A 13331-nucleotide genomic window follows, 5' to 3' on the forward strand; every position below is an offset into this window, starting at 1 on the left:
TATGAAATTAGGTGTAAATATAGACCATATAGCAGTTTTAAGAGAAGCTAGACGAGTAAATGATCCAGATATTTTAGAGGCTCTAAGTGTTGCTTGTGCTAGTGGCGCCCATCAGATAACTATACATCTTAGAGAAGATAGAAGACACATACAAGATATAGATGCTAAAAATATTATGATGCACTCTAAGTTACCTGTAAACTTGGAGTGTAGTATCGATAAAGATATCTTAAATATTGTAAGTGTTTTAAAGCCTCATCGTGCTACGCTAGTTCCTGAAAAAAGAGAAGAAGTTACAACCGAGGGTGGACTTGACTTGTTCAAATATGAAGATGAGATAGCTTTTGCCATAGAACAACTTCACGACTCCATCATCCCAGTTTCTCTATTTGTTGACCCAACTATAGAGGCTATAGGGATGGCAAAAGAATTAGGAGCAGAGATGGTAGAGCTCCACACTGGACTTTTTGCAAATCTTTTTGCGATGCTTAACTCTTCACTCCCTCACTCAAACCACTCTATAAAAGAACTTATGCTTCCTCGTTATGAGTTAGCAAGCAAACTAGAACACTCTCTTGAAGCCTTACAAAATGCTGCAACTCACGCACAAAAACTAGGACTTCAAGTAGCAGCTGGTCACGGACTAAACTATCACAATGTATCATATATGATGGATATAAAAGAGATAACCGAGCTAAACATCGGTCAAAGCATAGTAGCAAGAAGTGTTTTTTGTGGTTTAGCTGAGGCTATAAAAGAGATGGGAAGACTTACACAAAGAGCATAAATACTCTTAACAATTATTAAGTTGGATCCTGAATCAAAACAAGAGAATCGCTTTTTGCTATGCAAAAATGTTTCTTTAGAGTTCAGGATGATAGTTTACTTGTTCAGAATAACAGTTTGCTTGCTCAGGATGACAATTTTCTTGCTCGGGATGACAATTTTCTTGTTTGAAATGGCAATTTGCTTGTTTGAAATGGCAATTTGCTTGTAGGATGACGCACATTCCGTCATTCCGTGCTTGACACGGAATCTAATTTTATATCAATCAGAAGGTTCAATTTGTTGAGATTTATATGTGTTACCACGCAGAGAGACTGTGAAATGGCTCGGGAGTGAGACTTTTAGGAATGCTAACCAATGGCATTCTCCACGATAAGTCCCGCAAAAAAGCTTTAAAACCATACAAGGCGAGGCTAAAGCCTCACCTCCAAAAGCGTGGGAACAAAAAAGAAAGTTTTATCTATCTTTTTTTTTATACATCAAGTAGTATCCAGCAGGTAACACAAGCAGTGTTAGTATGGTTGAACTTATGATTCCACCAGTTATAACTACTGAGAGTGGATACTGAATCTCACTTCCAACACCACTAGCATATAGAAGTGGGAGAATCCCAAAGAGTGTTGTAAAGGCTGTCATTAAAACTGGACGAAGACGAAGCAGAGCTGCATCTTTTAGTAAAATCTTCAAATCAGCATCTGGGAATTTAAGACGTAACACATCTATAAAACTGACTAAAACTATGCCATTTAAAATAGCTATAGCAAAGATAGCTAAAAACCCTACAATGGCTGAGACAGACAAGTAAATGCCACTTGCTATAAGAGCAACAATACTCCCAATAAATCCAAAAGGTACATTTATTAAAATCAGCATCGCTTTTGAGATAGAGTTAAATGCCGTATATAAAAGGAGTATTACTAAAAATATAGTTATGGGGATGATAATCATCAACTTATTTGTAGCCTCTTGCATATTTTTAAAGTCACCTGCCCAACCGATATAGTAACCTGTTGGCATCTCTACTTCCTCCTCTATAAGCTTGTTTGCTTCTTTTACAAAAGAAGCTACATCTCGTCCATCTACTTCCATAGAGAGAACCATATAGCGGCTAAGATTTTCTCGTTTGATAAATGAGGCGCCATGTGTAACCCCAATGTCACAAACTTGATCTAGTGTAACAAGTGAGCCATTTTTTGAGCGAAGAGTTACCTCTTTTAGAGCCTCTATATCCTTTTTTGCATCTTTGATCTTTGCAACGATTGGAAATCTTCTGTTACCCTCTATCATCTGGGTAACTTCTTCTTCGCCGATGCCATTGCGGATAACCTGCATAACCTCATCTACACTAATACCATAACGAGCCAGATTTAAGTAGTTTGGTTCTATCTTTATCTGCGCTTGACCGAGTTGAGTCTCTACTTCCATCCTAACAAGTCCACGAACACTGCTGATGGTTTTTTGGATACTTTTAGAGATGCCCTCTAGCTCTTTTTGGTCATATCCATATATCTTGATGGCGAGTTCAGAACTTACACCTTCAAGTAGCTCTTCTATCCTCATAGCTATGGGCTGTGTGGGAACAAATGCTATATGCTCAAACCTATGTTCTAAGTCTTCATTCATCCTGTGAGTGAGTGCAGGCAAATCTTTTATGCCATCTTTTAGAGTGAGCAGAACTTCCATATAGTTAGCTTGAGCAGTCTCGCCTTTTTCACTTCTTCCTATCATAGATAAGACTGAACTAACCTCATCAGGATAATTTTTAAGTATGTGACTCTCTATCATGGAAGCATTCTCAACTGATTGCGTAAGTGCAGTTCCTGGTATGGCTATAACTCTATACATGATAGATTCTTCATTTAACTCAGGCATAAATTCGCGACCTTGTTGTAAAAGAGAAAAAGTAAGAGCTATAAATAAAACGCTAACAGATGCTAAGATTTTTTTAGAATTTGAGAGTGAAAATATGAGTAGTGGAGCGTATGCTTTTTTTAAAGCTTCCATTAGTCTGTTCTCGGAGCTTTTAGTAGGTTTTAGCAAAAAGAGGGCTAAAGTAGGAATTAAAACCAAAGCTACAAAGATTGAGCCAAGCATTACAAAGACAATGTTAAGTGCCATCGGAGAGTATAGTTTTCCTGCTAAGTCATCAAGTGATAGAAGAGGAATAAATACAGCCACAATGATAAGAACTGCAAATGTTATAGGCTTTGCTACCTCTTTTGTAGCCTCCGCAATTACTTTTACTTTTGACTCATCTTTGCGAAGTTTGCGAAAGATATTCTCAACCACAACTATAGTAGCATCTACTATCATTCCCACCGCAATGGCTAGTCCGCTAAGAGTCATAAGATTTGCAGAGAGATTATAGTAGTCCATCAGTAAAAAGGCAATAAACAGAGATATTGGCAGAGATAAGATAACTATAAATGCAGAACGCAGTTCAAACAAAAATAAAAACAAAACAAAGGCGACTAAAATCATTCCAGTAAGAAGTGCCGATGTCATAGTGCTTACCGCTTTGTTAGTTATCTCTGTTCTATCATATATAGTTTCGATAGTGACATCTTCTGGAAGTGTTGAGTTTATGGTTGGGAGTCTTTTCTTTATATGCTCTACTACCTTTGCAGCATTTGTCGCGGTGCGTTGTAAAACCATCCCCATAACAGCTTCACTTGCATCAATGCTTACTGCTCCAAATCGCGGAACTGCACCAACTTCAACTTCTGCAATATCGCCAATAGTTACAGCTTGTCCTTCACCAGATTTTAGAACTGTGTTTCTAATATCCTCAAGAGATTTATAAAGCCCTGATCCTCGGATAAGATATTGCTCGCGGTTAAACTCTAAGTATTGTCCTCCAGCAGAGAGGTTACTTTTTTCAAGGGATGTGATAATATCCTCGTAAGTGATACCAAAATTTTGAAGTTTTTTTGTATCTATAAGAACATTGTATTGCTTTTCATCTCCGCCCCAACCAATCACCTCTTCAACTCCACTAACACCCTTAAGTAGCGGTGTAACTATGAAGTCTTGCATCTCACGAAGCTCTTGAAGTGTGTAGCTATTACTTGCATCTTGGAGTCTATACCAAAAGACTTGGCCCAGACCTGTAGTGTTTGGACCTAATTCTGGTTTACCCCAACCCTCTGGAATATCTACGCTACTAAGTCTCTCATTTACAAGCTGACGCAAAAAGTATATGTCCATTTCATCTTCAAAGAAAACAGAGACATATGATAAGCCAAAAAATGAGTTTGACATGATTGTCTTTACTCCTGCCATTCCTGATAGTGCTGACTCTATGGGATAGGTGATAAGTTTTTCTATATCCTCAGCAGAATTACCCCTGCTCTCGGTATAGATAACAACTTGCTTTGGCGTGATATCTGGAAAAGCATCTATGGGTATATCTTTGTAGGCTTTAAAACCAAAAGCACTGATGGCAATGAAGAGTGTAAGAACTAAAAACTTATACTTTAGTGAGATATCTATAAGATTATTTAACATCTCCTCTCCCTAGTGCCCATGTCCGCCAAGAGAAGATTTGAGTAGTTGAGATTTTACATAGTAACTCTTATCGCTAACATATCTCTCCCCTATCTCTACTCCCTCAACCGCCACAAACTCTTCATCTTGAGCTACAATATTTACAACACGAACTTCGTAAGGTGCTTCATCTTTATCATCATGTTCATGATGGTCATCGTGAACTTTTTTATGCTCATGCTCATCATGGTCGTGAGCTTCATGTTCATCATGCTTAGAGATAAAAACCACCCACTCATTGTTAAAAAAAGAAAGAGCTGATTTTTCTACTGCTACCTGTTTTTTCGTTTTGTCAAAATATAACCTAGCACTTGTGTAAGCATTTTCATAGAGCTTATTTAAACTGCTGTCTATGTTTGAGAGCAAAACCACTCTTTGTGTCTTTTCATCTACTTCTGGAAGTATCTTAGTCACTTTTGAGACTATCTTTTCATCACTTGCATCTATGACTATTTTCTGTCCTATCTTAACCTTAGACGCATATTTTAGAGGCAAAAAAGATTTTAAATAGAAGGCTTGGTCTTTTGTAACTAAGATGATGGGTGTCTCTTCTTTTATGCTTGAGTGAAGTGGTTGAAGTATTTGAGACACCACTCCCTCACTATGAGCATAGAGTATGTAGTTTGATGAAGCAACTTTTAGCGTATCTGTCTCAATTGCCAAAGTATTTAGTTGAGACTTTAGAGATGTTAGTTTTGCCCTTGCTTCATCTCTTTTGATGCTCTCTTGATTTAGCTCTTGCATTGAAGTCATTCCTTTTTCATAAAGACTCTTTGACGCTTGAAAATTTTTCTCCTGCGTTTGCAGTTGTGTTTTTAAAGAGATGAAGTTTGCTGTCATATCTGAGAGAACTATAGACTCTATAAGAGCTATTTTTTGCCCCGCTTTTACACTCTGACCTACTTTTACATAGTAGTTTTCTATATGACCATCAACAAGGGACATGATGGATTGTTTTGCGTTTGAGAGTTGAACTATTTGTGAATTTAGCTCTATAGATTTTGAAAATTCTCTCATTTTGGCACTCTTTGTCGGTATCTCAACTGAAAAAAGCGTTAACGCTAATATGCTTGTTAGTAAAAATATCTTAGTCATTATATGCTCCTAAAAGATAGTTATTTGTGATGATGTTTTGATTTAATGTTGTCTCTATTTTTATAAGAGACTCTTTTGTTTTGATAACTCTGTTTTTGATGTTTTGAAGTTCAAGCAGATTTACGCTTGCTATTTTATATCCATCTTCAAACATCTCTAAAAGCTCTATCTGGGTTTTTAGAGTCTGCTCATTTTTAGACTTTAAAAGCAGCAACAAATCTCTTTGCTTTTTAAGTCTGCTCATCTCTGTAGAGAGCTTTGCTTCTTGGTTTTGAATGAGGAGCTGCGCTTTGTCTGCTTCAAGTTTTGCTATGCGCCTCTCCTCCTTTGATGTGTTAAAAATAGCAAGTGGGATAGAAGCGCCTACTCTAAATATATCTTGATCTGGCTCGCTCTCATATTGAGCATTTATATCTATCCACTTAAGTTTGTTAGAGTCTATTTGTGAGGAAGCTTTTGCTTCATCTTTATAACTTAAGAGATAGTTTATCTCCGGATTATTTTTTGTTAAACTCCCTTTAGATAGTCTAAACTCATGAGTAAAATCTAGTTCTATCTCCTCTCTTGCTCCGGCAAACTCTAACAAGGCAAAGTATCTCTCTTGTATATCAAGATTTAGCGTTTGTGCTTTTATCTCTACCATCTCATACTCAACTCGCGATTGAAGCATCTCGCTTTTTGAGATGGTTCCAGCTAAGTTTCTTTGTTTTGATATCTCATAAATATGCTCTGCTATCTCTAACTCTTCCTTTGCTAACTCAAACATTTTTTTTGTCTGTGCATACTTAGTAAAAAGAAGTGAGATATCCCGAGCAAACTCTGCGTAGGAGAGAGCGTAGTTTGAGCTAGCCTTTTTGATAGTTGCGTTTGAGAGTGCTTGGGCATCGCTACCTACTCCCCATAGTCTGATGGGTTGAGTGATAGTTACGCTATATCCATTTTCATCTCTAGATATATCTGGCTTAAACTTTGAATATACTAAATCCAAAGATGGGTTTTTGTATCTCGTTGTCATAAGTCCTTGTTCTTTTGCTTGAGATATTTCTACTCTTGAAGATTTCAAGTATGGGCTTTTTTTTATTGCGTTGTCTAAAAAAACATCAAAATTTTGTGCAAATAGAGATGCTGATATTAGGACAACTATTGATAATATTTTTATCATTATTGTATCCTCTAGTAAATTGTATAGTTTATTTTTTTTGTGTTAGAGGCTAAGAGATAGGAGGTTTATAAAATTCTAGATGTGTTTTGAAGTTGTATGTTTCTTTATCTGTTTTGTTTGGAATAATTTTGTAGTCGATATGTTGTAAGACTACCTTTTGAGAGAGTAGATATGATTGATGGTATTCAAAATGAATAGCACAAATATCTCCATGAGTCTGAGGTGCATCAAATTCACTAATATACTCTATCGCACTACAATGGTCATCATCATATGCGGCATAAACATACTCATGTATGATAGAAAAACCAATGACAAAGAGAAGAGAGAGTGTGATTAGCTTTTTCATGCGCTTAGTATAACCTATAAAAATAAAGAAGAGATTTATATATATAATTGAACCTTCTGGTTAATCTATAAACTAGATTCCGTGTCGAGCACGGAATGACGGAATACGCGTCATCCTGAACTCTAAAGAAACATTTTTGCATAGCAAAAAGCGATTCTCTTGTTTTGATTCAGGATCTAGCTTAATAATTGTTAAGAGCATTCCTTGTTCCCACGCTCTGCGTGGGAGTACATATGAATTTTAACAAACGATAAAACAGATGAGCTTATATGCACTCCAACGCACAGCGTAGGAGCGAGTTAGAGCATTCAGTTACTTCTTAAAAAAGTAACAATACTCTAAATTGCCCTCTTTGCCAGTTAGCTTTGATGGAGACTTTTTAACAAGCCTCCACCCTTTTAGCTTTGTAGCATCTTCAAACCTTAGCATCGCTTTTTGTATGGCTTTTTTATCTGTTACTACCCCATACTTGTCTCTCTTTGCTTCTCGCCCAACTTCAAACTGTGGCTTAAACAGAAGTATAATCGCACTAGATGCAAGTCTATCTATATCGTCTAAGATATTTAACAAAGAGATAAAAGAGACATCACTTACAACTATGTCAAACTCTTTAATGCTTTTAAAGTCTCTTATATCGCAAGACTCATAAGAAGTAACTCTTTTGTCCTCTCTTATGCTTTTGTGAAGTTGAGCGTAACCAACATCTACAGAGCTAACCTCTCTTACGTCACTTTGAAGTAAAACCTCTGTAAAGCCACCAGTAGATGCTCCTATGTCTAGTGCTATTAGACCTTTTAAATCTAGCTGTAACTCATCTAAAAACAAGTCAAGTTTATGAGCAGAACGAGATACATAAGCCTTATGCTCTTTTATCTCGGTCTCATCACCCTCTTTAAGTATAAATGAACTCTTTGTTATCACTTTGCCATTGACGCTAATAAATGAAGCTTTTATAAGTTCCTGCGCCTTTGTTCTACTCTTAGCATGTGAGTTTGCCACAAGGTAGTTATCAAGCCTCATCTAATCATAGCTCGCATCTCTTCTTCATCTAAACAAACAACTCCTAAATCCATCGCCTTGTCATACTTACTTCCAGCATCTTCGCCGTAGATTACAAAGTCTGTTTTTTTAGAAACTGAGCCTGAGACCTTTGCTCCAAGAGACTCTAGTAGCTCTTTTATAGCTCCTCGCGATTGGCTCATACTTCCAGTTAAGACTACAGTTTTAGCCTTAAAAGGATTCTCTACTGCTTCTTCTCTTTTAGTAGGCTCAAGCGGTTTTATAAGCTCTTGTAGTGTGGCAATAGTCTCTCGATTTACGCGCACAAACTCCAAAAGAGACTCTGCCATCTCTTCGCCTATGCCATCACAAGAGATTATCTCCTCTTTAGTCGCATCTACAAAGCCCGAGCCAAAAGCTTCACTTAGAGTTTTAGATGCCACTTCTCCAATGTGCTCGATTCCTAAAGAGTTTATAAACCTAAAATACTCACAACCTTTAGCATTTTCTATAGCATCTAGTAGATTTTGTGCCTTTTTATCTTTAAAGCCATCAAGAGTTAAGAGCTGCTCTTTAGTTAAACTAAACAGATCAACTACACTCTTTACAAGTCCAGAGTTAAAAAGAGCCTCAACTATCTTAACTCCTAAGCCGTCGATATTTAGACAAGGCTTAGATGCAAAGTAGATGATGGAGTTTACAACTCTTGCCCTGCATTCTAGGTTTTGACACTTGAGTAATACTCCCTCATCTAAGAGTTCACTATTACAAATTGGACACTCTGTTGGTCTTTTGTATGCAACTTCACTTCCATCTCTATGATGAGTTAAAACCTTGATAATCTTAGGTATAACATCCCCACTTCTAAGAATAATCACCTTATCATTTATGCGTATATCTTTTCTATCAATCTCATCAAAGTTATGAAGAGTAGCTCTCTCAACTACCACTCCATCAATATCAGTTGGCTCTACTTGTGCCACAGGCGTTACCACTCCACTTCTTCCCACTTGAAGTATAATAGCCTTTATAGTTGTAATCTTCTCTACTGCAGGAAACTTATAAGCTACGCTAAAGCGAGGAGTTTTCACTGTATAGCCCATATCAACCTGAGATGCTATCTCATTTACTTTTATAACCATGCCATCGAGCATCATGCTGTAAGAGTCTCTATTTGCTAACATCTCTTTATATATAGACTCTATCTCATCAAACCCAGCACATGTTTTTCTTAGAGGTGGTTTTCTAAAACCCAGTTCATATATGTAGTCCATCATATCGCTTAGCAGTCTAAACTCTAGCGAATTTTCTCCTACTCCATATGGCAAAAAAACTAAGTTTCTTGAAGCTGTGATACTTGCATCAAGTTGTCTTAGGCTTCCAGCTGCTGCATTTCTAGGATTTGCAAAGAGTGCTTCACCGTTTTTTAATCTTGCCTCATTTATAGCTTCAAACTCGTCTTTAAAGATAACAACCTCGCCACGAATCTCTACACGCTCTTTATGCTCTATGCTAAGAGGAACTGAGCGAATGGTTTTTACATTTTGAGTTATAAGCTCTCCAACTTCACCATCTCCGCGGGTAATACCTTTAGTTAACACTCCATCTTCATAGATGAGATTTAGTGAGGCGCCATCAAACTTTGGCTCACAATAAAAAGAGATCTTGCTATCGAGTTTGTAAGTTTTTGTGAGCCACTTAGCAAGTTCATCAGAGTCAAAAACATCTTCAAGTGACCACATACGAGAAAGATGAGAGGCTTTTGTAAAGCCGCTAGAAATTATGTCACCTACTCTTTGCGTAGGAGAATTTTCTAAAACTTCTTCGCTATTTGCAAGTTCATACTCCAAAACATTATGATAAAGCTTATCGTAAACCTCATCAGTCGTGAGGGCATCATCTAAAACATAGTAGTGATGAGAGTATAGATTTAAAAGTTCAACTGCTTTTTTATATTCTTCTTTATTCATAGCAAAATCCTATCTCAAAAAATATTTATATACGCTGTTTTTTTGATATTAGAGCTTTTACAAGTGATTTTTTTATAGATAAATATGAGTCCGTATTTTGTTTTAAAATCTTCTCTTGAGCTTTTATATCTCTTAAAATACTATCCATCTCTCGCTCTAGTTTTAAGTACTTTTCAAGTGTCCCTCTTTTTATCTCTTTAGCTAAGATATTTTCTATGGTTTTTTTTATATCTTTTATCTCTTGCTTTTGCTCATCTATCTCTATTCGAAACTGCTCTTTTTCTTTTGGATCTTTGATGCCATATATATCATCTATCATATCTTGAAGTACTCTAGACTCAGCTCTTAAGAGTTCTGTGAGTTTTTTTCTGTCATCTTTGCACTTTTTGTTGTAATCTACTGGCGAAATGCCATCTACAAAAAATTCTTGCATCCTTTTATCTAATCCTCTTGCATACTCTTTTATCTCTTTTATAGATATCTTTGTTCTGATATAAACCTTAGCAACTGAGAGCATAGAGACTACATTCCACTTCATTCCTTCTTCAGTTAGCAAGAGTGGAACTTTATATTTATAACCATCTACTATGATGATATTTAGCGAATAATATTTTAAAAACTCAACCATATAGTCGTTTGATCTTGAGATTTCATATAGCATAAATTCTGCTATACCCTCAAAAACTTCGTTAAAGTGTATCCTAAAAATATATCCACTAAAACCTCTTAAAAATTCCTCACAATGGTCAAACTCATTTACTAATTCTTGCATAATAATGGCTTGCACATAAGAAAAAACAAACTTCTCGTACCTATCATTATCTATCTTCTCTTCTAAAAAGAATTTTCTTGTAAACTCTTTAACTATTAAGTTAAAAAACTTCCTACTCTCCGCTTTTGAAAAAAATTCTTTATAAAACTCTTTTAGTTCACTCTCATCTATACCGTTAAATCTACTAGCTACAGTATTGGCATCACTTTTGGTTATCTTTTTCTTTTTCTCAATATCAAAAATCTTTATAAATATGTGGTCTTTTTTGATTACAACTATGTCACTCTGCTTTAGTTGCAGTGCTTTTTTTATAGAAAACCTTAGTACTTCTTTTGCATCTTGTGTGTCATCAATTATTTTATAAACACTATCCCTTAGTCTTTTTTTTAAAATAATAATTTGGTTATTTTTATACTCCACAAGATTTTTATTTTCTTGTATGATATTTATTATCTCTTCTTGTAATTTCATATAATCTCTATCTCTTTGTAACTGTTTATTAAATCTTTAGGGCGACCAAAATAGTAGCCTTGAAACTCATCAACTCCATACTCTTTAAGTAGCTCATAAATCTCTTTGTTCTCTACAAACTCTGCTATTGTTTTTGTTTTTAGATCTTTTGCAAAACGGATGATGCTCCTTACTAAGATTTGTGACTCATGATCTTCTAAGATATTTTTAATGAGTGATCCATCTATTTTTAAGTAGTCTGGTCTAATCTTTAAGATATGAGCATAGTTTGCATAACCACTTCCAAAATCATCTATTGCTATTAGAACCCCTTGTCTTCTAAACTCTTTTATAGCTCTATGAAGTCTATCAAAATCCTCAACACCCTCTTGTTCAGTAATCTCTAAAACAATTTTTTGCGGTGTGTCAAAAGTAGCTATCAACTCTACTAACTTATCCATTAAAGAGTAATTAAAAAAATCATTTGGCAAAAGGTTTATAGAGATCTTTTCAGATCTTCTAGCAAAAACATCTAGTGCTTGTGAGAGTACTTCACGTGCTACATCTATATATAAACCACTCTTGATTGCTACTGGTAAGAAATCATCTGGAAATATTATGTTCTTCCTACCATGTTCATAGTTTATGATACGAACTAGGGCCTCATACTTAACTATAACTCCATCTCTATCAGTGATGGGTTGAAAAAATGGGATAACATTTTTATTATCCAATGCATGTCTAATAATTTTTTTCATACCCAGTATATGCTGTGAGCTTTTTTTACTATCTACATTTTGCGAATAAGCCAGATATGGAAGTGCTTTTTCTTTAGCCTTTTTTATAGCCATCTGAGCCTGTTCAAGTGAGAGCTCATGATCAAATGAGACTCCTGAGTATATCTCCACTCTTAGAGTCTCTTCAATAAGAGGTACATAGATAGAGAGTGCATTTATCTTTTGATGGAGTCTATCTAGTATGTCGCTATAGACATCCACCTGAATATTTTTCTCTTCTCTAAGAAGTACATACTCATCTGCAGATATCCTATATGAACTAAAGCCGTTAGCTTTTGCAAACCTCTCATGCTCATTGGCTACTTGAATTAAAACTTCATTTCCAACATCAATACCATAGATCTCATTTAAAAGTCTAAACTCTTTAATGTTACTAAGTATCAAAACATAAGCCTCTCCTGAGTAGAGTTTAGTATTTAATGCTTGTCTATTTTTTAAACCTGTTAGGTGATCTGTAAAGACTTGCTTTTTAAAATGCTCTAACATCATGTTAAAACTCTTATGTAGCACAATAACAAGCAGTATTGCTACGAAGACACCGATAAAAAGAAGCTTATACATAAAGTCTCTGTTTTGACTAACAATGCCTGAAATATCAAGACCAACTACAAGGTAACCCAAGGTTTGGTTTAGATGATTTTGTAGAGGAATATCCATGTTTACCTTGAAATTAGGTGTAGATTCTCTATCTCTAAAGTAATTCTTTAGGTTTTGGCTTCCTCGCACTAAAGTATAGTCTTTATCTATAGAAACTTTATCGTTTTCAACAATCAACTCAGATATAGGTTTTTTAATAGCTAAACCAATCTCTATATCAAAAATAAGGTTTAAGTCTTGGACAAAGTATTTTGGAGAGATTCCAAGTTCGACACTTCCAACATACCTATTTTTATAAAATACAGCTTGTGTAATCCTATAACTCATATCAAGATTATCAACTTCAAAACCGTTAAAAGATCTTTGCATATTGTTAGTATCTACTATAAGTGTTCTTTTTTTATTAAGCTTATCACCTCTAAACTCTCTTTTGTGTGCACGATAGATTGTAGTGCCATTAGCAGAGCGAAATGTAAGTATATTTATCTCTTTGTTTACTCTTTTTAGTCGTTTATAGTATGGAGTAATTATTGCATCTAACTTTTGATAGTCTCTTTGAGCTACTGCTTTAGCTAAACCATCTGAGCTAACTATCTCATCGAGCTTAAGAGATAGTGCCATGCTCTGTGCAGTTAGCTTTGCTTTAAAGAGTTTTTGAATAGATTGACTAATCTTTTCAAGCTCTTTATTTATAGAATTAGTAAATTGATAATTTAAAAAAAGATAACCCACTATCCACGATACTAGGAGTACACTTGTAGAGAGTAGAAGTGTCTTTTGTTTTGTCTTTTGTGGTGTATTCACTATG

9 protein-coding genes are annotated in these 13331 nt (G+C 35.5%); 1 reads left to right on the plus strand and 8 read right to left on the minus strand.

Going from position 1 to position 13331, the window contains the following annotated elements:
• Position 1: 1 nt before the first annotated feature.
• A complete protein-coding gene (locus M947_RS14200) occupies positions 2–787 on the plus strand; it encodes a pyridoxine 5'-phosphate synthase (RefSeq protein ID WP_031347816.1) in 786 nt (261 codons plus the stop codon).
• Between the two features lie 455 nt (positions 788–1242).
• Here the strand turns inward: M947_RS14200 and M947_RS14205 are convergent, their stop codons facing one another.
• From M947_RS14205 to M947_RS14240, 8 genes are all read right to left on the minus strand, one after another.
• Positions 1243–4293, minus strand: a complete 3051-nt coding sequence (locus tag M947_RS14205; protein WP_021286705.1) for an efflux RND transporter permease subunit — start codon at positions 4291–4293, stop codon at positions 1243–1245.
• Between the two features lie 9 nt (positions 4294–4302).
• Positions 4303–5427 carry an efflux RND transporter periplasmic adaptor subunit gene (locus M947_RS14210; protein WP_021286706.1) on the minus strand — a complete coding sequence of 375 codons (1125 nt, stop codon included), beginning with the start codon at positions 5425–5427 and terminating at the stop codon, positions 4303–4305.
• Entirely contained in the window at positions 5420–6589 is a 1170-nt protein-coding gene (locus M947_RS14215) for a TolC family protein (RefSeq protein ID WP_021286707.1), read from the minus strand. The genes M947_RS14210 and M947_RS14215 overlap by 8 nt, the downstream gene beginning before the upstream one ends.
• A 49-nt stretch (positions 6590–6638) precedes the next feature.
• Positions 6639–6938 carry a hypothetical protein gene (locus tag M947_RS14220; RefSeq protein WP_021286708.1) on the minus strand — a complete coding sequence of 100 codons (300 nt, stop codon included), beginning with the start codon at positions 6936–6938 and terminating at the stop codon, positions 6639–6641.
• 312 nt (positions 6939–7250) lie between these two features.
• A complete protein-coding gene (gene tlyA, locus M947_RS14225) occupies positions 7251–7958 on the minus strand; it encodes a 23S rRNA (cytidine-2'-O)-methyltransferase TlyA (RefSeq protein ID WP_021286709.1) in 708 nt (235 codons plus the stop codon).
• A complete protein-coding gene (gene ligA, locus M947_RS14230) occupies positions 7955–9907 on the minus strand; it encodes an NAD-dependent DNA ligase LigA (protein ID WP_021286710.1) in 1953 nt (650 codons plus the stop codon). The genes tlyA and ligA overlap by 4 nt, the downstream gene beginning before the upstream one ends.
• A 25-nt stretch (positions 9908–9932) precedes the next feature.
• Positions 9933–11150: a hypothetical protein gene (locus tag M947_RS14235; RefSeq protein WP_021286711.1), complete on the minus strand. Its 1218-nt coding sequence runs from the start codon at positions 11148–11150 to the stop codon at positions 9933–9935.
• The gene (locus M947_RS14240; RefSeq protein ID WP_021286712.1) at positions 11147–13327 is read right to left on the minus strand and encodes an EAL domain-containing protein; all 2181 of its coding nucleotides are present in this window, start codon (positions 13325–13327) and stop codon (positions 11147–11149) included. Before M947_RS14240 ends, M947_RS14235 begins: the two co-directional genes overlap by 4 nt.
• Positions 13328–13331: the final 4 nt, after the last annotated feature.

This window comes from Sulfurimonas hongkongensis (genome assembly GCF_000445475.1).
In the GTDB taxonomy this organism is placed as follows: domain Bacteria; phylum Campylobacterota; class Campylobacteria; order Campylobacterales; family Sulfurimonadaceae; genus Sulfurimonas; species Sulfurimonas hongkongensis.